This window comes from Burkholderia sp. MSMB1826 (assembly GCF_001526325.1).
Lineage (GTDB): Bacteria > Pseudomonadota > Gammaproteobacteria > Burkholderiales > Burkholderiaceae > Burkholderia.
Genome location: NZ_LOYN01000006.1, coordinates 40,992 through 62,796, shown reverse-complemented (window position 1 = coordinate 62,796; position 21,805 = coordinate 40,992). Strand labels below are relative to the sequence as shown.

Annotated in this window: 18 protein-coding genes; 13 read left to right on the top strand and 5 right to left on the bottom strand. The window is 70.0% G+C overall.

Annotation, left to right across the window (positions count from 1 at the left end):
• Positions 1-276 precede the first annotated feature (276 nt).
• Positions 277-900, top strand: a complete 624-nt coding sequence (locus WS95_RS01830; protein WP_034208547.1) for an RBBP9/YdeN family alpha/beta hydrolase — start codon at positions 277-279, stop codon at positions 898-900.
• A gap of 235 nt (positions 901-1,135) precedes the next feature.
• On the opposite strand, the gene WS95_RS01825 is transcribed toward WS95_RS01830, so the two are convergent.
• Positions 1,136-1,420: a hypothetical protein gene (locus tag WS95_RS01825; protein WP_059785389.1), complete on the bottom strand. Its 285-nt coding sequence runs from the start codon at positions 1,418-1,420 to the stop codon at positions 1,136-1,138.
• Positions 1,421-1,974: 554 nt separating this feature from the next.
• On the opposite strand from WS95_RS01825, the gene WS95_RS01820 reads away from it, so the two are divergent.
• The 3 genes from WS95_RS01820 to WS95_RS01810 are packed head-to-tail and all read left to right on the top strand — an operon-like array spanning position 1,975 to position 5,972.
• Complete coding sequence (locus WS95_RS01820) at positions 1,975-2,730, top strand: (2Fe-2S)-binding protein (protein WP_059821981.1); 756 nt, start codon at positions 1,975-1,977, stop codon at positions 2,728-2,730.
• An 18-nt stretch (positions 2,731-2,748) separates the two neighbouring features.
• Complete coding sequence (locus WS95_RS01815) at positions 2,749-3,750, top strand: FAD binding domain-containing protein (RefSeq protein WP_059785383.1); 1,002 nt, start codon at positions 2,749-2,751, stop codon at positions 3,748-3,750.
• Complete coding sequence (locus WS95_RS01810; RefSeq protein WP_059821979.1) at positions 3,747-5,972, top strand: xanthine dehydrogenase family protein molybdopterin-binding subunit; 2,226 nt, start codon at positions 3,747-3,749, stop codon at positions 5,970-5,972. Before WS95_RS01815 ends, WS95_RS01810 begins: the two co-directional genes overlap by 4 nt.
• Positions 5,973-5,990: 18 nt before the next feature.
• On the opposite strand, the gene WS95_RS01805 is transcribed toward WS95_RS01810, so the two are convergent.
• Positions 5,991-6,911 carry a LysR substrate-binding domain-containing protein gene (locus tag WS95_RS01805; protein ID WP_059821977.1) on the bottom strand — a complete coding sequence of 307 codons (921 nt, stop codon included), beginning with the start codon at positions 6,909-6,911 and terminating at the stop codon, positions 5,991-5,993.
• Positions 6,912-7,023: 112 nt separating this feature from the next.
• Between WS95_RS01805 and WS95_RS01800 the strand changes: the two genes are divergently transcribed.
• Positions 7,024-7,662, top strand: coding sequence for a glutathione S-transferase family protein (locus tag WS95_RS01800; protein WP_034208541.1), 639 nt, complete (start codon positions 7,024-7,026; stop codon positions 7,660-7,662).
• A gap of 55 nt (positions 7,663-7,717) precedes the next feature.
• Here the strand turns inward: WS95_RS01800 and WS95_RS01795 are convergent, their stop codons facing one another.
• On the bottom strand, positions 7,718-9,058 hold the full coding sequence (locus WS95_RS01795) for an MFS transporter (RefSeq protein WP_059821975.1): 1,341 nt from the start codon (positions 9,056-9,058) through the stop codon (positions 7,718-7,720).
• 106 nt (positions 9,059-9,164) lie between these two features.
• Here WS95_RS01795 and WS95_RS01790 point away from each other — a divergent pair, with 106 nt between their 5' ends.
• From WS95_RS01790 to WS95_RS01785, 3 genes are all read left to right on the top strand, one after another.
• Positions 9,165-10,217 carry a LysR substrate-binding domain-containing protein gene (locus WS95_RS01790; RefSeq protein ID WP_059821973.1) on the top strand — a complete coding sequence of 351 codons (1,053 nt, stop codon included), beginning with the start codon at positions 9,165-9,167 and terminating at the stop codon, positions 10,215-10,217.
• Between the two features lie 95 nt (positions 10,218-10,312).
• Positions 10,313-10,540 carry a hypothetical protein gene (locus tag WS95_RS32540; protein ID WP_034208538.1) on the top strand — a complete coding sequence of 76 codons (228 nt, stop codon included), beginning with the start codon at positions 10,313-10,315 and terminating at the stop codon, positions 10,538-10,540.
• A complete protein-coding gene (locus WS95_RS01785) occupies positions 10,540-10,920 on the top strand; it encodes a type II toxin-antitoxin system VapC family toxin (protein WP_059821971.1) in 381 nt (126 codons plus the stop codon). Before WS95_RS32540 ends, WS95_RS01785 begins: the two co-directional genes overlap by 1 nt.
• Before the next feature lie 57 nt (positions 10,921-10,977).
• Here the strand turns inward: WS95_RS01785 and dapA are convergent, their stop codons facing one another.
• A complete protein-coding gene (gene dapA, locus WS95_RS01780; protein WP_059821969.1) occupies positions 10,978-11,871 on the bottom strand; it encodes a 4-hydroxy-tetrahydrodipicolinate synthase in 894 nt (297 codons plus the stop codon).
• A gap of 451 nt (positions 11,872-12,322) precedes the next feature.
• Here dapA and WS95_RS01775 point away from each other — a divergent pair, with 451 nt between their 5' ends.
• A complete protein-coding gene (locus tag WS95_RS01775) occupies positions 12,323-13,339 on the top strand; it encodes a sulfate ABC transporter substrate-binding protein (protein ID WP_059785366.1) in 1,017 nt (338 codons plus the stop codon).
• A gap of 165 nt (positions 13,340-13,504) precedes the next feature.
• Positions 13,505-14,473 carry an ion channel gene (locus WS95_RS01770; protein ID WP_034208534.1) on the top strand — a complete coding sequence of 323 codons (969 nt, stop codon included), beginning with the start codon at positions 13,505-13,507 and terminating at the stop codon, positions 14,471-14,473.
• Between the two features lie 32 nt (positions 14,474-14,505).
• Here the strand turns inward: WS95_RS01770 and WS95_RS01765 are convergent, their stop codons facing one another.
• Positions 14,506-15,120, bottom strand: coding sequence for a glutathione S-transferase family protein (locus WS95_RS01765; RefSeq protein WP_034208533.1), 615 nt, complete (start codon positions 15,118-15,120; stop codon positions 14,506-14,508).
• A 360-nt stretch (positions 15,121-15,480) separates the two neighbouring features.
• On the opposite strand from WS95_RS01765, the gene WS95_RS01760 reads away from it, so the two are divergent.
• The 3 genes from WS95_RS01760 (at position 15,481) to WS95_RS01755 (ending at position 21,776) form a co-directional block, all read left to right on the top strand.
• Complete coding sequence (locus WS95_RS01760) at positions 15,481-16,038, top strand: DapH/DapD/GlmU-related protein (RefSeq protein ID WP_059821967.1); 558 nt, start codon at positions 15,481-15,483, stop codon at positions 16,036-16,038.
• Between the two features lie 1,675 nt (positions 16,039-17,713).
• The gene (locus WS95_RS34570) at positions 17,714-18,088 is read left to right on the top strand and encodes a hypothetical protein (protein ID WP_156444419.1); all 375 of its coding nucleotides are present in this window, start codon (positions 17,714-17,716) and stop codon (positions 18,086-18,088) included.
• Positions 18,089-18,203: 115 nt separating this feature from the next.
• The gene (locus WS95_RS01755) at positions 18,204-21,776 is read left to right on the top strand and encodes an indolepyruvate ferredoxin oxidoreductase family protein (RefSeq protein ID WP_059821965.1); all 3,573 of its coding nucleotides are present in this window, start codon (positions 18,204-18,206) and stop codon (positions 21,774-21,776) included.
• Positions 21,777-21,805 lie beyond the last annotated feature (29 nt).

Genomic DNA, 21,805 nt, shown 5'->3' with positions numbered 1-21,805 from the left:
GCGTCACGGGAACGGCGAGCGAAGCCGGGCGCGGCGCGCCGGCGGACGTAGCGGACATCGGGTGTCTCCTGACGACGGCCGGCGCGTCGCGCGCCCGGGCCGGTTCCGTGTGAAGCTGACGGGAAGCCCACATTCTACGGTTTCGCGGCACATTGCGCCGTCGCGGGGCCGTCGCCGGTCGCCGCCGCGCGCAAAAGCAAAGCACAAAATATTGGTTCGGTCGACGCGTACCCGACGCCACAATCGAACCTCGTCTTCAAGCAAGCGAGGGCAATCATGCGCGCATGCAGCAAATCGGCGTGGCCGCCGCGGCTCGTCACCGTTCCGGGCCTGCACGGCAGCGAAGGCGCTCACTGGCAGACGTGGCTCGAGCGGCAGTTCCCGCGCTCGTTGCGCGTCGAGCAGCACGACTGGGATGCGCCCGATCTCGCGGGCTGGGCGCAAGCGGTGCGCGCGCTGCTCGATCGCGAGCGCGGCCCGTTCGTGCTCGCCGCGCACAGCTTCGGCTGCCTCGCGGCCGCGCATGCGCTCGCGCAGTGGCCGCATGTGGGCGATGTGGCTGGCGTGCTGTTCGTCGCGCCGGCCAGCCCGAAGAAATTCACGTTTGCCGGGCCGTTCGACGCGCGCCGGCTCGCGGTGCCGTCGATCGTGATCGGCAGCGAGACCGACCCGTGGATGCCGCTCGCCGACGCGCGCGCGCTCGCGCAGCGCCTGGGCAGCGCGTTCGTGAACCTCGGCGATGCCGGGCACATCAACACGGCGGCCGGCTTCGGGCCGTGGCCGCGCGCGAAATACTTCGTCGACACGCTGGTGCATTGCGCGGCGCCGCTGCGCTTTCGCGACGCGGACGACGGCTTCGAGGCCGCGCTCGTCGAGCGCGCGCTCGCGCACGCGGTCTGACGGGCGGGTGGCGCGGCGCATGCCGTGCCGTTGCGCTGGCGACGGCGCGCAGATGCGCCCGACGGCGGCCGGGTTCGACGCGCTCGGCCGGCTGTGCCCGACATGGCCCGCGAAGCGGCGCAACACCGCGCCGTTCGCGCCGTCGCGGATCGTTACGTCATGCCGGTGGCGGCTCGCCGCACGGGCCCGCCACTCTCCCCGGAGCGGTACCGACTCGTATCGCGCGATGGCGGGATCAGCCCGGCGACGACGCGGCGGCGCCCGACGCGGCCGCGTTCGTGGCGGACTTCGCATCGTCGTCGTCATCGGGCGGATAGTGCACGACGGGCGGCGCGAGCGGCGCGGCGTCGGATGCGGCGGCGTTCGCGGTCGCGTCGCTGTTGAACGCGCTGGCGGCGCCGCTCGATGCGCCGGCCTGCGGCGCGGTGTCGGTCGCGTTGGCGTCGTGCGGCGCGTCGTCGCTGCACGCGGCGACGAAAACGGCGGCACACAGAACGACGGCGACGGAAACGCGACGCATGACTTCTCTCCTGGCAGGCTGATCGGGAAACGTTTTCGAGTATGCCGCCGCGATGCGACGTTTCGGTGAATCGTTGGCGGGCGGGGCGCGATCGCGACATGTTTTCGTCAGGCTGACCGAATGCCCTCGCGGCGATCCGCCGGCACGCGTGGCGGAATTTTCCAGCGGCCGCGGATGCTGTGCGCATTTACACGGTGCGCGTCGCCGCGATCCGGCCACGGCGACGCGGGCGTCATGCGCGGCATCGCGCATGCTCCCGGCAACTTGCGACCGACGTGCGGCCGCTCACGCCCAAAAAACCGGTCGTTATTGCCGCTTCGTCAGCGAACGGCCAGCCGCGCGCCAGCGTGGCGTCATGTAGGCGCGCTTGCCGGCGACGCGGGCGGGCCGTCGCGCGTGCGCGCCGCGGACCGGCGCCGGCACCGTGCATCGGCGCGGCGCTCCGCGGGTTCGCGGCACCGGAATTGCTCGTTGCCGATGCGCATGCCGACCGCGCTGCCATCCGGGCGCGGGCGGCCCATCTGCGTCCATCAACCATGGAGCGAGCAGAAGCCATGTCCAGCGATCGATCCGATTCTCCGCCTGCCGAACCGGCACGCGACGCCGCCCCGTCGCCGCTCGGGCCCGGTCGTTCGGCGGTGCCGCCGTTGCCGCACGATACGCCGTCCAGCGCCGCACGGCGGCGCTTCCTGCAATCCGCGGCGGCGGCAGCGACCGTCGGCGCCGCCCCGTACGTTCACGCGCAGCCGCCGCGGGCGGTATCCGCACCGGCTGCGCCCAGCCGCGATACGGTGCCGGCGCAGCCCGTGCATCTCGACATCAACGGGCGGGCGTACACGCTGCAGCTCGAACCGCGCGTCACGCTGCTCGACGCACTGCGCGAATACGCCGGGCTCACGGGCACGAAAAAGGGCTGCGATCGCGGGCAGTGCGGCGCGTGCACGGTGCTCGTCGACGGGCGGCGCATCAACGCATGCCTGACGCTCGCGGTGATGCACGAAGGCGAGCGGATCACGACCGTCGAAGGGCTGGCGCGCGACGGCGTGCTGAGCCCGGTGCAGCGCGCGTTCGTCGAGTGCGATGCATTCCAGTGCGGCTACTGCACGTCCGGCCAGCTCTGCTCGGCGACCGCGCTGCTCGACGAGTTCGCGGCGGGCGCCGGCAGCGCCGCCAGCGACGACGTGCGGCGCCCGCCCGCGGGCCTGTCGGACGACGAGATCCGCGAGCGCATGAGCGGCAACCTGTGCCGCTGCGGCGCGTACCCGAACATCGTCGCCGCCGTGCGCGCCGCGCATGCGGCGCACGGCTAGCCGACGGAGGGCAGCGTCATGGAAGCGATCTCCTACGAACGCGCGACCGACGTCGCCGGCGCCGTGCGCGCGGCGCAACGGCCCGGCGCGACGTTCATCGGCGGCGGCACGAACCTGCTGGACCTGATGAAGGGCGGCGTCGCGCGACCCGTCGCGCTCATCGACATCACGCGCATCGCGGGCCTCGATACGGTCGAGGCGCTGCCCGGCGGCGGGGTGCGCATCGGGGCGCTCGTGCGCAACAGCGATGCGGCCGATCATCCGCGCATCCGCGCCGACTATCCGCTGCTGTCGCAGGCGCTGCTCGCCGGCGCGTCCGCGCAATTGCGCAACATGGCGACCGTCGGCGGCAACCTGATGCAGCGCACGCGCTGCCCGTATTTCTACGATCCCGCGTTCGCGCAGTGCAACAAGCGCGAGCCGGGCAGCGGCTGCGCGGCGATCGGCGGCCACAACCGGATGCACGCGATCCTCGGCGCGAGCCCGCAGTGCGTGGCGGTGAACCCGTCGGACATGAGCGTCGCGCTCGCCGCGCTCGACGCCGTCGTGCAGGTGAGCGGCCCGCGCGGCGCACGGCAGATCCCGATCGCATCGTTTCACCGGCTGCCGGGCGATCGGCCCGATCTCGACACGACGCTCGAAGCGGGCGAGCTGATCACCGCGGTCGACTTGCCGCCGCCGCGCTTCGCCGACCATGCGCACTATCTGAAAGTGCGGGACCGCGCGAGCTACGCGTTCGCGCTGGTGTCGGTCGCGGCGGCCCTGCGGATGGACGGCCCGCGCGTCGCCGACGCGCGGATCGCGCTCGGCGGCGTCGCGCACAAGCCGTTGCGTGCGATGGAGGCGGAAGCGCATCTCGCGGGCCGCACACCGACCGACGCGACGCTGCGCGAGGCGGCCGCGCTGGCGTTGCGCGATGCGCGACCGCTCGACGGCAATGGATTCAAGGTCGCGCTCGCGCAGCGGGCGATCGTCCGTGCGGTCGAAACGGCCGCCGCGCCGACGGGAGGTGCTGCATGAACACGGTGACGGGACAGCCGCTCGACCGGGTCGACGGCGTGCTCAAGGTGACGGGCGGCGCGCGCTACGCGGCCGAGTTTCCCGATGCGCGGCTCGCGCATGCGGTGCTCGTGACGAGCACGATCGCGAGCGGTCGCATCGAATCGATCGATGCGGCGCGCGCCCGCGCGATGCCGGGCGTGCTGATCGTGATCACGCACGAGAACGCGATGCGGCTACCCAACGGCGGCCGGCCGCCGCTGTCGCCGCCCGCCGGGCGCCGGCTCACGCTGCTGCAGGACGACACCGTGCGCTACGGCAACGAGCCCGTCGCGGTCGTCGTCGCCGAAACGCTCGAGCAGGCGACCGACGCCGCGGATGCCGTGCGCGTGCGCTATCGCGCGAACGATGCCGCGCTCGATTTCGCGCAGGCGAAGCGCGGCGCGCGCGTGCCGCCGAAGCAGCAGGGGCGCCCGATGGACACGCAACGCGGCGACGTCGATGCCGGCCTGCGCGAAGGCGCGGTGCGCATCGACGCCACCTATACGACGCCGATGCAGCACCACAACCCGATCGAGCCGCACGCGACGATGGCGCACTGGGACGGCCCGACGCTCACGCTGCACGATGCGACGCAGGGCGTGTCGGGCGCGAGCGCGGCGGTGGCCGCCGTGTTCGGCCTCGCGCCGGAACAGGTGCGCGTGATTTCGCCGTTCCTCGGCGGCGGCTTCGGCTGCAAGGGTTCGTCGTGGTCGCACGTGTCGTTGTGCGCGATGGCCGCGAAGCAGGCGGGGCGCCCGGTTCGCCTTGCGCTGACGCGGCCGCAGATGTTCGGCCCGGTCGGCGGTCGGCCGCTCACCGAACAGCGCGTCGTGCTGGCCGCACGCCGGGACGGAACGTTGACCGCGATGCGTCACGACTCGATCGTCACGACGTCGACGTTCGAGGACTGGACGGAAATGTGCGGGATGCCTGCGCGGATCATGTACGCGGTGCCGAACCAGGCGACCACGCACCGGATCGTGTCGCTGAACGTCGGCACGCCGACGTTCATGCGCGCACCCGGCGAGGCGTCCGGCTCGTTCGCGCTGGAATCGGCGATGGACGAGCTCGCGTGGCGGCTCGGCATGGACCCGGTCGCGCTGCGGCTCGCGAATTACGCGCAGGTCGATCCGCAGGACGGCAAGCCATGGTCGAGCAACAAGCTGCGCGAGTGCTACGAGGTCGGCGCGCGGCGCTTCGGCTGGTCGCGCCGCACCGGCGCGCCGCGCACGATGCGAGACGGCCACATGCTGATCGGCCTCGGGATGGCGGCCGCCACCTATCCGGCCAACCGCAGCGAAGCGTCCGCGCGTGCGCGCATCTTGCCGGACGGCACGGCCGAAGTCGCGTCGGGCACGCAGGACATCGGCACCGGCACCTACACGGTGATGACGCAGGTCGCGGCCGACGCGCTCGGCTTCGCGCCGCAGAACGTGCGCTTCGTGCTCGGCGATTCCACCCTGCCGCGCGCGCCGGTGTCGGGCGGCTCGCAGTCGGCGGCGAGCGTGGCGCCTGCCGTGCGCGAGGCCGCGCGGCAGGCGCGCGCCAAACTGATTGCGCTGGCGATCGCCGATCCGGGGTCGCCGCTGCACGGCGCCGCGGCCGACGACGTGACGATCGACGACGGCTGGGTCGTGCAGCGCGGCGACCCGTCGCGACGCGACCCGGCCGCGGCGGTGATCGCGCGCGCCGGCGGCCGGCCGATCGACGCGCAGGCGACGACGAAGCCGGGCGACGAGAAGTCGCGCTATGCGTCCCATTCGTTCGGCGCGGTGTTTGCCGAAGTGCACGTCGATGCCGCGCTCGGCACGCTTCGCGTACCGCGCATCGTCGGCGTCTACAGCGTCGGCAGCGTGCTCAACGCGAAGACGGCGCGCAGCCAGTTGATCGGCGGGATGGTGTGGGGGCTCGGCACCGCGCTCGAGGAGGGCTCGCATCTCGACGTGCGGCACGGCCGCTTCACGAACGCGAATCTCGCCGAATATCACGTCCCCGTGAACGCGGACATCGGCGAGCTCGACGTGAGTTTCGTCGACGAAAGCGACACGCATTTCAATCCGCTCGGCATTCGCGGCATCGGCGAGATCGGCATCACCGGCGTGCCGGCCGCGATCGCGAATGCGGTCTATCACGCGACCGGCGTGCGGGTGCGCGATCTCCCGATCACGCTCGACAAGGTCGTGCCGCCGACGCGCGCGTGAGCGTGCCGGCAGGCGGCGTCAGCGTCGCGGCGTCCTGCGCCGCACTTCGCTGCGCAGCCAGTCGAGCCAGGTGCGGATCGCCGCTTCGCGAGGATGGCCGGGGCGCCACACGACGTAGTGCGCGTACACGTCGGTGATGCGCACCGTCGATACGCGCACGAGCGTGCCGGCCGCGAGCTCGGGCTCGATCAGCGAGCGGCGCGCGAGCGCGACGCCGCGCCCCTTCAGCGCGGCATCGATCAACGCGTTCGCATCGGTGAAGCGCGGCGCGCGCGCGGATTCAGTGAGGTCGAGCCGCGCGGCCTGGAACCACGGTTCCCACGGCTGCGCGGGATGGCGCAGCAGCGTCGCGCGCACGAGGTCGGCCGGCGTGCGCGGCACGATGCCGTCGCGATTGCGGTAGGCGGGGCTCGCGACCGGAAAGATCGTCTCGTTCATCAGCTTCTCGGCGACGACGCCGGGCCACGTGCCCGGCCCGTAGCGCAGCGCGACGTCGATGCGGTCGCGCTTGCGCAGCGGCGCGAGCGCCACGTCCGGATGCAGCGCGATCGAGATGTGCGGATGCGCGGCCGCGAAGCGCGGCAGGCGCGGCGCGAGCCAGCGCTCGGCGACGCTCGGCAGCACGCTCACGTTCAACGTCACGTCGCAGGTGCGCGGGCGGCGGCGCACCGCGAGCGTCGGCTCGAACGCGCGTTCGAGCACGCTCAGGCCCTGGCGCACCTGCAGCGCGAGCGCATGCGCGGCGTGCGTCGGCGTCGCGCCGTTGCGCTCGCGCGTGAAAAGCGGATAGCCGAGCTGCGCCTCGAGCGCGCGGATGTGCTGGCTGACCGCGCCCTGCGTGAGCGCGAGCTCGTCGGCCGCGCGCGTGAAGCTCTGCAGCCGTACGGCGGTCTCGAACGCGCGCAGCGTCTGCAGCGGAGGAAGGTGGATGCGTCGCATGCGGGTATTAGTAACACTAATGTCCGAGCACGACAATTCATCGTTTGCCGCGCATCGGCACGCGTTCCTACACTCGGCTCCGTCTTCCACAGCCCCGTCGGGCCATACCACCATGAACGCCTATCGTCTCTATCTTTCGCCGGGCGCCTGCTCGCTCGCCGCCCACATCGCGCTGGAGGAAACCGGCGCGCCGTTCGACATCGAGATCGTCTCGGTGAAGGAGCGGCAGAACCTCGAAGCGCGCTACCTCGCGATCAACGCGAAGGCGCGCGTGCCCGTGCTCGCGATTCCGGGCGAACCGCGTGTGCTGACCGAAACGCCGGCGATCCTCACGTATCTCGCGCGCCGTTACCCGGATGCGCAATTGCTGCCACTCGGCGATCCGCTGCGCGAGGCGCGCTGCCACGAATGGCTCGCCTGGCTGGTCGGCTGGGTGCATGGCGTCGGCTACGGCGCGCTGTGGCGGCCGGGCCGCTTCATCGACGATCCGGCGCTGCACGGCGCGATCAGCGCGCAGGGACGCAGCACGATCGAGGCCGCGAACGCGTCGATCGAAGCCCTGCTGGCCGACGGCCGCACGTGGGCCGAACCGGGCGCGCATTCGATCGTCGATCCGTTCCTGCTCGTGCTGTATCGCTGGGGCGTCGCGATCGGGCTCGACATGACGCGACATCCCGCATGGACTGCCCATGCGCAGCGCGAGGCCGAACGGCCGGCCGCGCGGCGTGCGCTGGCGCGCGAGGCGGTCTGACGGGGGCGCGGGCGCAGGGATCCGCGCCGCGCTGCCCGCGCGGAACGGGCGGCGGCTATCTCGCCGCGAACAGCGGATAGGTCGCGCCCGCGATCAACGCCGCCGCGAGCCACACCACGCTCCACGAACTCGCGGCGAGCAGCGGCGGAATCGCGAGCGGCGTCGCGAACAGCCCGAGATAGACGATCGTGTTCGCCATCCCGAGCGCGGTGCCCGCGTGGTTCGCGCCCGCGAGCGTCGCCAGCTCCGTGTACGCGACGCCGTGCCATGCCGACACGCAGATGCCGGCGAACACGAGAATCGCGACGATCGCGGCGAGCGGCACATGCGGGCTGCCGGCCGTCGCCGCCGCGAGCAGCGCGAACGACCCGGCCGCGACGAGCACGGAACCGCGCAGGTACGCGCGCCGGTTGCCGTGCCGGTCGGTATGGCGGCCGCTCCAGACGCGCATCGTCATCGCGCCGAGCTGCAGCGCGACCATCGCCGCGCTGATGCCGGCAAGACCGAGCCGGCCGAAGTCGTGCAGGAACACCGTCGCGAACGTGAGCACCGCGAATTGCGGCGCGCACAGCAGGCCGATGCCGAGCACGATGCGCCACACGGGCCCGCTCGCGAGCGGGTTGCGCGCGGGGCGCGCGGATGGATGCGCAGGCGATTGCGCGGCGGACTGCGACGGCGCCGACTGTCCGTGGGCCGCCTGCATGAGGCGCGACTGCGTCGGGGTCGCCTGCGCGAAGACCGGTTGCGCGACACGGGGCACGTCGGGCGGCTCGTGCAACCAGCGCCACGTGAGCGCGGCCGATCCCGCGCACAGCAGCATCAGCGCGCCATAGACCGCAGCGAATCCCGCGTGCGATGCAAGCGACGGCAGCAGCGCCGCGCCGAGGCCGCCACCGAGCGGCACGGCCGTCTGGCGGATGCTCATCGCGAGCCCGCGTTCGCGCTCGCCGAACCAGCGCATCACCGCGCGCCCGCTCGAACCGTTCACGCTGCCGCCGAGCAGGCCGACGCAGGCCATCGCCGCGACGACGCGCATCAGCGGCGGCGCCGCGTGCGCGGTCGGGACGATCGTGCCCACCATCAGCGCGAGCATCGCGGCCGTCGCGACGAGCCCGGTCAGCAGCACGCGGCGGTCGCCGAAGCGGTCGGCGGCGATGCCCCACGGCAGCTCGGACAGCGCGACGCCGAAGCCGAGCGCGCCGAGCACGAGGCCGAGTGCGCCGTTGTCCAGATGGTAGGCGGCGCGTATCCACACGGCCGTGGTCGGAATGCCGGCCGCGGCGGCCGAAAAGCTCATGTTGGCGGCGACGCCGGCGGCCAGCACGCGCCAGCGATGGGCCGGCCCGCGCACGTCGCGGGCGGGCGAAGAGGGGGAAGCGATGCACGAGGTATCCATGACGGCAGGCCCGGTTCGAGGTTGACGTGCACAGTCTGGCGGCCTACATTCATCCTGAAAATCGGAAAGTTTTGGATGAATCGTTCGATGAAACAGGATGATTGAGATGCCCGGACAAGACATTCCGCGCGACGGCGGCGAGCCGCTCGCGTTGGCCGATGCCGCACTGGCGCGGCCCAACTTCGACATCGCGGCGCTGCGCAGCCTCGTCGCGGGCGTGGATCTCGGCAGTTTCGCGAAGGCGGCGGACCGTGTCGCGCGCTCGTCGTCGGCGGTGAGCGCGCAGATCCGCAAGCTCGAGGAGCAGGCCGGCACGCCGCTGTTCGTGAAAGCGGGGCGCGGGCTCGCGCTGACCGATGCCGGCGACGCGATGCTGCGCTACGCGCGGCGGATGATCGAGCTGAACGACGAGGCGGCCGCGGCCGTGCGCGGCGTGAAGCTCGACGGCTGGGTACGCGTCGGGCTGCAGGAGGATTTCGGCGAGGCGATCCTGCCGGACGTGCTCGGGCGGTTCGCGCGTGCGCATCCGAAGGTGAAGATCGAGGCGCGCGTGGCGCGCAACGCCGATCTGCTCGACCGGCTCGATGCGAACCAGCTCGATCTGGCGCTCGTGTGGGGCGATCCGGCGTCGGCGGCGCTCGTGTCGCGGGCGGGGATCGACGGCGAAGCGATCGCGCAGGTGCCGATGCAGTGGATCGGCGCGGCGGCGGGCGGTGGTTTCGGTGTGCCGGATGGCGGGGGGGACGCGGGTGGGGAAGGCGGCGTCGACGAAACCGGCGGCCGTGCGGTGCGGGCGACGGACGAGCCGTTGCCGCTTGTCGTGTTCGACCGGCCGTGCCGGTTCTTCGGCGCGGCGACCGATGCGCTCGATCGTGCCGGCGTGCCGTGGCGCGTCGCGTTCACGACGCCGAGCCTGGCCGGGCTATGGGCGGCCGCGGCGGCGGGGCTCGGGCTGACGGTGCGCTCGCATTACGGGTTGCCGGCTTCGGTGCGCGTGCTCGATGCCGCGTCGTGCGGGCTGCCGGCGCTGCCGAGCTTGCCGCTGATCCTGCTGCGGCGCACGTCGTCGGCGACCCCGACGGTCGACCGGCTTGCACGGATCGTGACGCAGGCGGTGCGGGGCGCGACGGAGGAGGGCGGCGTAGCGCTCGCGGCGTGACGAGCCGCCGAGATCCGGCAGGCATCCCCCATTCGGCTGAATGGATCGTTCGGGCCGACTTGAATACAGTGGTGGCATCCAAAGCGGAGGTCATCATGCAACGCGCAAATATCCCTGGCACCACGGCCGATCCATCGCAACAAGTCGACGTTTCGATTTCCGGCAAGGAAACCGCGATCTCGAACCCGCCAGCATCCGGGGATCGGTCCGTATCCGTCAAACGGCCCGTTCGGTTCGGCCTCCTGCAAGGTCAGGTTCGGATTGCGGACGACTTCGACGCACCGCTGCCCGACGATGTGCTGGCTGCTTTCGAAGGGCGCTGATGCGGTTGCTGCTCGATACGCACATCTTCTTGTGGAGCGTGACCGATGACCCGAAGCTCAGCGCCCGAGCACGCAGGCTGATCGCGGATGCCGACGAGCGGTTCGTCAGCAGCGCGAGTATCTGGGAAGCCGCGATCAAGGCCGGCTTGGGGAAGCTCGATGTCGACGTGGATCGGCTAGTTCGCGTGCTTCGGGCGAGCGGGTTCCGCGAACTGCCGGTCCGGGCCGTACACGGGGCGGCCGTACGCAACTTGCCGAGCCATCATCGCGACCCGTTCGATCGGCTGCTCGTTGCGCAGGCCCAGCATGAACCCTTGCGGCTCGTCGCTGCCGATGGGCATCTCGCCCGGTACGGCATGTCTGTGGTTCTGACAGTCTGAAACAATCTGCCAGGCGGGAAGCCGGCGGTCGCCGGCCCCCGATGCATGACCGGCCGTTCATACAGCCGCAGCGTGCGGTTCGATTTCCTCGAGCGCCGCACGGAGCCTGCCCAGCCTCTCCCGCAACCCGTCGCTCGCCGGCACGAACGGCAGCCGCAACCCGTCCTCGCACCACCCTTGCGCGGCGAGCACGGCCTTCACCGGCGCCGGGTTCGGTTCCGCGAACAGCGCCGCGACGAGCGGCTGCAGCGCGACCGACAGGCGCCGCGCGTCGGCGAGCCGCCCGTCGCGCAGCCACGCATGAATCCGCACATGCCATTCGGGCAGCACGTGCGCGCTGCTCGCGATCGCGCCGTGCGCGCCTGCGCACATCGCCGCGAAGTTCTGGTTGTCGTCGCCGGACAGGATCGCGAGCGGCGTGTCGTGCACGAGCCGGCTCATCCGGTCGAGCGTGCCGCCGCATTCCTTGATGCCCGCGACGCGCGGATCGCGGGCGAGCGCCTGCAGCGTGTCCAGTTCGACGTTCACGCCGGTGCGGTACGGGATGTTGTAGACGAGCACGGGCAGGTCGGCCGCGTCGACGATCGCCTCCACATGGCGGCGGATGCCGTCCTGCGTCGGCCGCACGTAGACGGGCGGCGTGACGAGCAGCCCGTCGGGGCGCAGCGCCGCGAGCTCCCGCGCGCGGGCGGCCGCGAAATGCGTCGCGCTCGCGGTCAGCCCGACGACGATCGGCAGCGCGGGCGCCGCGTCGCGCAGCGTCGCGAATACCGCGTCCTGTTCGCGCGCGTCGAGCAGCACGCCTTCGCCGGTCGTCGCGCCCGCGACGAAGCCCGCGATGCCGGCGGCCGCATAACGGCGTGCGAGCCGCGCGAGCGCCGCGTGATCGACCTCGCCGTGGTGGAACGGCGTGATGATCGGCAGCCAGATACCTTCGAAACGTGTGTTCATGCAAAGCCTCATGGTGGAAACGGAGTGGGAAGGAACCGTTCCGCCGGCGGGGGGCCGGAGCGAGGCGTGCGTGCAAGGAGAATGAAACGACCTGCGGGCATCCCGTCCGGCATTCGCCTGACGGGACGCGACGTCCCCGTCAGTCGAGGAGTCGTTTTTTCAGTTTCAGCCCGGCCGCGCGCGCACCTGCCGCGACGGCGGCGAGGATCGAGGGCGAGCGCAGGGTAGCGGACATGGATGAACCGTGAGTGGGCTGAGCGGCGATCTTAACACCGGGGCGGCAGGGCGCGCGAGCCCCGGCCGTCGTTTAGCAGGATTCGAGATTTGCTTTTCACGACTGATTGGAAGGCGCGCTGCGCCCGGCCGCTAGAATGCCCGCTTACGTTTCGATGACGGCGCGTACGCGTGCGGTCACGCACATTCACCACCACTGGAAACGGGGCATATCACGATGGCAAGCATCAAGGGGATCGGCCGCTGGCTGCACACGGGCGCGGCGGCGCTGGTCGTGGCGGCGACGGCCGCGCAGGCGGACACGTCGATCCTGAACGTGTCGTACGACGTGACGCGCGAGCTCTACAAGGACATCAACACGAGCTTTGCCGCCGCCTACAAGCAGAAGACCGGCGAGACGGTCACGATCAAGCAGTCGCACGGCGCGTCGAGCGCGCAGGCGCTGTCGGTGCTGCAGGGGCTGCAGGCCGACGTCGTGACGATGAACCAGCCGAACGACATCGACCTGCTCGCCGAGCGCGGCCAGTTGCTGCCGAAGGACTGGCGCGCGCGCTTCCCGGACAACAGTTCGCCGTACTCGACGACGATGGTGTTCCTCGTGCGCAAGGGCAACCCGAAGGCGATCAAGGACTGGAGCGATCTCGCGAAGCCGGGCGTCCAGGTGATCATCGCGAACCCGAAGACGTCGGGCAACGGCCGCTATGCGTATCTCGCCGCCTGGGGCTTCCAGAAGCAGAAGGGTGCGACCGACCAGCAGGCGCTCGACTTCGAGAAGGCGATCTTCCGCAACGTGCCGGTGCTCGATTCGGGCGGCCGCGGCGCGACGACGACGTTCACGCAGCGCGGCATCGGCGACGTGCTCGTCACGTTCGAGAACGAGGTCGCGCTGATGGACACGGGCGCGTCGGGCGCGCAGTTCGACGCCGTGTATCCGTCGGCGAGCATCCTCGCGGAGCCGCCCGTCGCCGTCGTCGACAAGGTGGTCGACAAGAAAGGCACGCGCAAGGTCGCGCAGGCGTATCTCGACTACCTGTACACGCCGCAAGCGCAGGAGATCATCGCGCAGCACCATCTGCGCCCGCGCGACGCGGCCGTGCTGAAGAAACATGCGGCCGAGTTCAAGCCGCTGAAGACGTTCAGCGTCGAGCAGGTCTTCGGCAGCTGGGCGAACGCGCAGAAGACCCATTTCGCCGACGGCGGCACGTTCGACCAGGTGATCGTCGACCGGAAGTGATCGCGGCGGGCGCCGCGCGCGAGCCCGCACGACGACCCAGCCGGCCGCTCGTGCGGCCGGTTTTTTTCGCGGCTGCGCGGCGGGTTGCCGTTCCGAATCGCCCCGCATTCCCGGCCGCTGCCGCGCGTGCTACGCTCATCGCCTCCCTGCAACCGGCGCCGCGCGATGAACGTCGATTCGTCCTCCCCAGCCTCCCGCGGCCGTGGCCGCAAGATCTGGTCGGGCACCCGCCCGGTGATCGCGTACGGGATGCCGCCGCTCGGCTGGCGCGATTTCTATCACCGCGCGCTGACGGTGAGCTGGCCCGTGTTCTTCCTGTCGCTCGCGGTGCTGTTCCTGCTGCTCAACGGCGGCTTCGCGACGCTCTACCTGCTCGGCCATGCGCCGATCGCGAACCAGTCGCCGGCCGGCTTCGGCGGCGCGTTCTTCTTCAGCGTCGAGACGCTCGCGACCGTCGGCTACGGCGACATGCATCCGCAGACGGTTTATGCGCACCTCGTCGCGACGTTCGAGATCTTCGTCGGGATGTCGGGCATCGCGCTGGCCACGGGGCTCGTGTTCGCGCGGTTTTCGCGGCCGCAGGCGAAGATCCTGTTCGCGCGCTACGCGATCGTGCGGCCGCTGAACGGCCGGATGACGCTGATGGTGCGCGCCGCGAATGCCCGCCAGAATGTGATTGCCGAGGCGCAGGCGAAGCTGCGGCTGATGCGCGTCGAAGGCACGCACGAGGGCTATTCGCTGCGCAAGATTCACGACCTGCCGCTCGTGCGCAACGAGCATCCGATCTTCCTGCTCGGCTGGAACCTGATGCACGTGATCGACGAGTCGAGCGCGCTGTTCGGCGAGACGCCCGAATCGCTCGCCGCGCGCGACGCGCAACTGTTGATCACGATCGAGGGCTCGGACGAGACCACCGCGCAGGTCATGCAGGCGCGTCATGCATGGGCGCATGGCGAGATCCGCTGGCGCCACCGCTATGTCGACCTGATGCACGACGAGGACGGCATCACGCACATCGATTACACGCATTTTCACGACGTCGTGCCGATCGACGTCGACACGGACGCGCGCGGTTCGCCGGGCGTGGCGATCGACGCGGACGCGTCGCCGCCGGGGCCGGCCGCGCAGACGTGATCGACGGCGGCGGGGCGCCGCCCCGGTGCGCGTCACGCGTGCAGCAGACGCGCCGCTTCGCGCCGTTCGATCGCGACCGCGCGGCGGAACGCGTCGCGGTCCTCGGCGCGCGCGACGTAGTCGCCGAGCACGCCTTCATGCGGCAGCAGATGCGCGTCGAACGCGATCTTCAGCGTGCTCGCGAGCAGCAGGTCGGCCGCGGTGAAGCGCTCGCCGACGAGCCAGCGACTGTGGGCGAGCGCTTGCGCGAGGGCACGCTGCACGCGCGCGATGTTGCCCCAGCCGAACGCGACCGGATTGCCCGACGCGCCGGTGAATTTCTCGGCCATCGCCGGTTCGAGGCAGGTCGGCGTGAAGAACATCCACTGGAGGAAACGGCCGCGCAGCGGATCGTCGGGGGCGATGCCGAGGCCGGCAGCGGGGCAGCGATCGGCGAGATAGAGCAGCACGGCGCCCGATTCGGCGAACGGGGCGCCGCCGTCGTCGAGCGCGGGCAGCTTGGCCATCGGGTTGACCTGCACGAACGCATCGCTGCCCTGTTCGTGCGAGCGCAGATCGACCGGCACGAGTTCGTACACCACACCGATTTCCTCGAGCATCCACAGCGCCCGGAATGCCCGGGTCTTCGGCCAGTAGTAGAGCTTCATCGCGCCTCCGCGTTTGGGTGCAGGTGTCGATCCGGTGGAGGCTCAAGCGTACCCGAGCGCGGGAGGTTGGGACAGGGGCGCCCGGCTAGGGGCGCCCGGCTAGGGGCGTTCGAGTCGGTTGCATGCGGTAAAGGGCGGAAGACGCGATGAAACCTTATGGGACAAGGGCTCCGTGAATAACTAGTTATACAGAAACTAGTTATTCACGGAGCCTTCAGAAAACCCCGGCGAAAAAGCGGCATCACTACAATGTGCCGGGCCCAATCCGCTGCCTCCGCGCACGCGGCAACGCAATCGGCCGCTTGCCCGCGATCGCCGACGCATCGCGCAAACCCCGCACCTAATGGAGACCCGTCACGCATGGCAAACGACGATCGCACCACGATCATTCCGCGCAGGACACCCGAATCGGCGGCCATGGTGGCCGAGATCAAACGGGCGATGGCGATCACCGCGCGGCTCAACCGCCTGACGTTCGACGATGCGGCGGACGTGCGCGCATTGTTCGGCGAACTGATCGGCACGCAGGTGGACGACGGTTTCGTGCTGATCCCGCCGTTCCATGCGACGGGCGGCGCCGGCATGAAGCTCGGGCGCAACGTGTTCGTCAACCAGAACTGCACGTTCTACGACCTGGGCGGACTCGAGATCGGCGACGACGTGATGATCGGCCCGAACGTCAGCCTCATCACGTCCGGTCATCCGGTCGAGCCGTCGCGGCGACGCGACGGCGTGGTCGCGAAGCCGATCGTGATCGGGCGGAACGTGTGGATCGGCGCGGGGGCGACGATCATCGGCGGCGTGACGATCGGCGAGAACGCGGTCGTCGCGGCCGCGGCCGTCGTCACCCGGGACGTGCCGCCCAATACGCTGGTCGGCGGCAATCCGGCGAAGGTCATCCGGTCGATCGCGGAATAACGTCGCCCGGGCGTGCCGGCGCGACGAAGCCGCGTCGACGGGATGTGGACAACACGCCGCCAAAGCCACTCGAAACGCTGTGCAATCGAACGGTGAGTGTGCCGTCGAGGCCGTCCGGACAAGCCTTTGCGGCTTTTCCGGAATTTCGTGCGTCAAGGCGTCCGTCGACCGGCAGATGAAGATCCGGTCGCGCCCCGGGTTGTGGATATCCGCGCGTCGAAACGACTCGGCGCCCTGTGGTTTTCACCGGTGAGGATGACCGGATGCTGCGCAAGACATGAAGCGGGGTGTGGACAACTCGCGTCCGGACGAAGCGAAATGCTGTGAAATTCAATGGTGAGTGCCGCGACCGATCCGGCTGCGCGCCTGCACCGGCGCGGGTTTCGAGCCAGTGTCGCGGTGCGGGGCGACGCGCATTCTAGCCGATGGCGCGCGTATCCGCCCCCGGGCATGCGGGCCGGGCGATGTCGATATCCGGCTCCGGCCCCTATCGAACGGCTGTGCATTCTAACGGTGAGCGCCGCGGCGTGGTACGCAACGCGCGGATTTCGACGCGCTTGTCCGCTTGCTCCAGCGACGCTGCGCGCTGTGCAATTCAATGGTGAGCGTGAGCCCGCGATCGGCGCGTCGTCCTTCAGGATGCGGCCGTTCGACCGCCGACGCCACGCGAAGCAATGTTCCTGTCAGGCCGAGGAGCCAGATTGCGAGCAACGGCTACGCGCATTGTCGTGTGGATATCCGTCCACCGAAACGACTCTGGGCACTGTGTATCTCGACGGTGAGCATCGGTGCCTGATTGCGTGATGAGCCGCATCCAGTATGGAATACCGGTCGTCGGCGTCCTTCGAGACGGGCTGCGGTTATCGATCGGAGAACGCTCGTCCATGTGGATATCCGGCTCACTCCACCACTCGAAGCGCTGTGGTTTTCAACGGTGAGAGTGCCCGGATGGCCGGGAGGCAACGCGGATCCGCACGTGGACAACTGCCACCGCAGCCAGTCGAGTCCCTGTGTATATCAACGGTGAGAGTGAGTCGGCAATCGCATGGCCTGCGTGTTCAGGCGAGGACGTCCGGCCCACTCCATCACTCGAGACGCTGTGGTTTTCAACGGTGAGAGTGCCCGGATGGCCAGGAGGCAACGTGGATCCGCACGTGGACAACCGCCACCACAGCCAGTTGAGTCCCTGTGTATATCAATGGTGAGAGTGCGTCGGCAATCGCATGGCCTGCGTGTTCAAGCGAGGGCATCCGGCCCGGTCGATCACTCGAAGCGCTGTGGTTTTCAACGGTGAGGGTGCGCGGATGGCCGGGAGGCAACGTGGATCCGCACATGGACAACTGCCACCACAGTCAGTCAAACCCCTGTGTATATCAATGGTGAGAGTGCGTCGGCAATCGCGTGGCCTGCGTGTTCAGGCGGGAGCATCCGTCCCGGTCAAGCACTCGAAGCGCTGTGTATTTCAACGGTGAGTGCGATCCGGCAATCGCGCGGCATGCGGGATCCGGCGAGGACATTCGCCCTCCAAACCCACGCTCGACGCTGTGTATTCGAGCGGTGAGCGCAAGCAGAGGACCGACGAAACCCCGCGATTTCCGATGTGGATATCCATCGCCGCGACCCAATCGCCAAGCTGTGAATTTCAACGGTGAGCGCCGTTGCCCGAACGTCCCGCATGTCGATTCCGGATGTGGACATCCCGGCTTCGACGCCACTCGAAATGCTGTGCAATCGAACGGTGAGCGCGCGAACCCGATCGGCCGAAGGGGGCGGCGTTGTGGACATCCGTCGCTTCCGGCCACTCGGAACGCTGTGCATTTCAATGGTGAGGGCGACGGCCTATGCCGCCGAAACCCTTGTCGGGCAGGGTTCGCGCGCCGATCGCCGGTCGGGCGGCGACCCTTGCGACCTGCGCCGGCTTTTCCGCCCGAGCGTCGACCGCCGCCGACGCATCACCCACCGCGCTCTTGCCGCCCGCGCGAAAACTCTCTCAAATGTCGGCCAAAAGCTGCGCAGTTTTTCTCCCCGCGCGCCGGTCCGAGCAAGATGAGGAAAAACATTCTCGGCTGCGCGCGAAAAAATAGAGCCATTCGCTGCCGGCACCGGCGCGTCATCCGACGCCCGCCGCGCACGGCCCAGAACAGCACAATCCGGAGACTCCCCCCATGACCGCCCGCCTGCCCGTCGACGGCACGCCTGCCCTGTCCGACTACCGCCTGACCGACAACCTGACCGCGACGCGCGGCCGGATCTTCCTGACCGGCACGCAGGCGCTGATCCGCCTGCTGCTGATGCAGCGCGCGGCCGACGTCGAGCAGGGGCTGAACACAGCCGGCTTCGTCAGCGGCTACCGCGGCTCGCCGCTCGGCATGGTCGATCAGCAGCTGTGGAAGGCGAAGAAACTGCTCGACGCGAGCGGCGTGCGCTTCCTGCCCGCGATCAACGAGGAACTCGGCGGCACGGCCGTGCTCGGCACGCAGCGGGTCGAGGCCGACCCCGAGCGCACGGTCGAGGGCGTGTATGCGATGTGGTACGGCAAGGGCCCGGGCGTCGATCGCGCGGGCGACGCGCTGAAGCACGGCAACGCGTACGGTTCGTCGCCGCACGGCGGCGTGCTGGTCGTCGCGGGCGACGACCATGGCTGCGTGTCGTCGTCGATGCCGCACCAGAGCGACTTCGCGATGATGGCGTGGCACATGCCGGTCGTGAACCCGTCGAACATCGCCGACATGCTCGAATTCGGCCTGTACGGCTGGGCGTTGTCGCGCTATTCGGGCGCGTGGGTCGGCTTCAAGGCGATCTCGGAAACGGTCGAGTCGGGCTCGACCGTCGACCTCGATGCGTTGCAGACGCGCTGGCCGGCGCCGGCAGGATTCACGCCGCCCGCGGGCGGCCTGCACAACCGCTGGCCTGACCTGCCGAGCCTCACGATCGAGGCGCGCCTCGCGGCGAAGCTCGACGCGGTCCGCCACTTCGCGCGCGTCAACAGCATCGACAAGTGGATCGCGCCGAGCGCGCACGCGAACGTCGGGATCGTCACCTGCGGCAAGGCGCACCTCGACCTGATGGAAGCGCTGCGCCGCCTCGACCTGACGGTCGCCGATCTCGACGCGGCCGGCGTGCGGATCTACAAGGTCGGCCTGTCGTATCCGCTCGAAATGACGCGGCTCGAGACCTTCGTCGACGGGCTCGCCGAAGTGCTGGTGATCGAGGAGAAGGGCCCCGTCATCGAGCAGCAGATCAAGGACTACCTGTACAACCGTGCCGAAGGCGCGCGCCCGCGCGTGCTCGGCAAGCACGACGCGGCCGGCGCGTGCCTGCTGTCCGAGCTCGGCGAACTGCGTCCGTCGCGCATCCTGCCGGTGTTCGCCGACTGGCTCGCACGGCACAAGCCGGCGCTCGACCGCCGCGAGCGCGTCGTCGATCTCGTCGCGCCGCAGATCCTGTCGAACGAGGCCGATGCGGTGAAGCGCACGCCGTACTTCTGCTCGGGCTGCCCGCACAACACGTCGACGAAGGTGCCGGAAGGCTCGATCGCGCAGGCCGGCATCGGCTGCCACTTCATGGCGTCGTGGATGGAACGCGACACGACCGGGCTGATCCAGATGGGCGGCGAGGGCGTCGACTGGGCCGCGCACGCGATGTTCACGAACACGAAGCACGTGTTCCAGAACCTCGGCGACGGCACCTACTTCCACTCGGGCATCCTCGCGATCCGCCAGGCGGTCGCCGCGAAAGCGAACATCACGTACAAGATCCTCTACAACGACGCGGTCGCGATGACGGGCGGCCAGCCGGTCGACGGCAGCATCTCGGTGCCGCAGATCGCGCGGCAGGTCGAGGCCGAAGGCGTGTCGCGCTTCGTCGTGGTGTCCGACGAGCCGCAGAAGTACGACGGCCATCACGGGCAGTTCCCGGCCGGCACGACGTTCCATCACCGCAGCGAACTCGACGCGGTGCAGCGCGAATTGCGCGAGACGCCGGGCGTCACCGTGCTGATCTACGACCAGACCTGCGCGGCCGAGAAGCGCCGCCGCCGCAAGAAAGGCGAATTCCCCGACCCGGACAAGCGCCTGTTCATCAACGACGCGGTGTGCGAAGGCTGCGGCGATTGCGGCGTGCAGTCGAACTGCCTGTCGGTCGAGCCGCTCGAAACGCCGCTCGGCCGCAAGCGCCGCATCGACCAGTCGTCGTGCAACAAGGACTATTCGTGCGTGAACGGCTTCTGCCCGAGCTTCGTGACGGTCGAAGGCGCGGCGCTGAAGAAGGCGGCCGGCGCCGCATTCGACGAAGCGGCGCTCGCCGCGCGCGTCGACGCGTTGCCGGTGCCGGCGACGCATCTCGACGCGGCGCCGTTCGACATGCTCGTGACGGGCGTCGGCGGCACCGGCGTCGTGACGGTCGGCGCGCTGATCAGCATGGCCGCGCACCTCGAAGGCAAGAGCGCCTCGGTGCTCGACTTCATGGGCTTCGCGCAGAAGGGCGGCTCGGTGCTGTCGTTCGTGCGGATCGCGTCCAGCGACCGCTGGCTGAACCAGGTGCGCATCGACACCCAGCAGGCCGACGTGCTGCTCGCGTGCGACATGGTCGTCGGCGCGAGCGCCGAAGCGCTGCAGACGGTGCGTCACGCGCGTTCGCGAATCGTCGTCAACACGCACCGGATCCCGAATGCGTCGTTCGTGCAGAACCCCGACGCGAACCTGCACGCGGATGCGCTGCTCGAGAAGATGCGCCACGCGGCCGGCGACGGCTACCTGTCGAGCTGCGACGCCCAGGCGCTCGCCGCGAAGTTCCTCGGCGATTCGATCGGCGCGAACATCCTGATGCTCGGCTACGCGTGGCAGCTCGGTCTCGTACCGGTGTCGCTCGCCGCGATGATGCGCGCGATCGAGCTGAACAACGTCGCGGTGCCGATGAACAAGCTCGCGTTCTCGATCGGCCGGATGGCGGCCGGCGACGCGGCGGGCCTCGACGCGTTGTGGAACGCGCGACATGCGGTGGCCGCCCACGCCGCGCCGGAGACGCTCGCCGAGCTGATCGCCGATCGCGAAGCGCGCCTCGACGCATACGGCGGCGCGCGCTACGTCGAGCGCTACCGTGCGCTGGTGAACGCGGCGCGCGCGAAGGGCGACGACGCGCTCACGCGCGCGGTCGCGACGACGTTCTACCGGCTGCTCGCGGTGAAGGACGAATACGAAGTCGCGCGGCTGTACACGGACGACGCGTTCCGCACGGCGCTCGAAGCGCAGTTCGAAGGCGTGCCGGGCCACGCGTACCGCGTGAAGTTCAACCTGGCGCCGCCGACGGTCGCGAAGGCCGGCAGCGACGGCGGCACGCCGAAGAAGCGCGTGTTCGGCCAGTGGATGTGGCCGGTGCTCGGCATGCTGGCGCGCGTGCGCAGCCTGCGCGGCACGTGGCTCGATCCGTTCGGCCGCACGGTCGAGCGCAGGATGGAGCGCGCGCTGGCCGACGACTACGAGACCACGCTCGCGCGTGCGTTCGCCGCGATGACGCCCGGCAATGCGGCGCAGGTCGTGCAACTGGCCGACCTGCACGCGCGCGTGCGCGGCTTCGGCCACGTGAAGGTGCGCAACCTCGCCGGCGTGAAGCGCGCGGAACGCGAGCTCGCGTTGCAGCTCGGTATCGACGCGGCGACGAGCGCGGCCGTGCAGCACGCGCTCGACGAGATGAAGGGCGCGGGGATGCTGAAGGGGATTCCGGTCGTCGTCGCGAAGTAACGCGATCGCGAGCGGAGGCGAGAACGGCG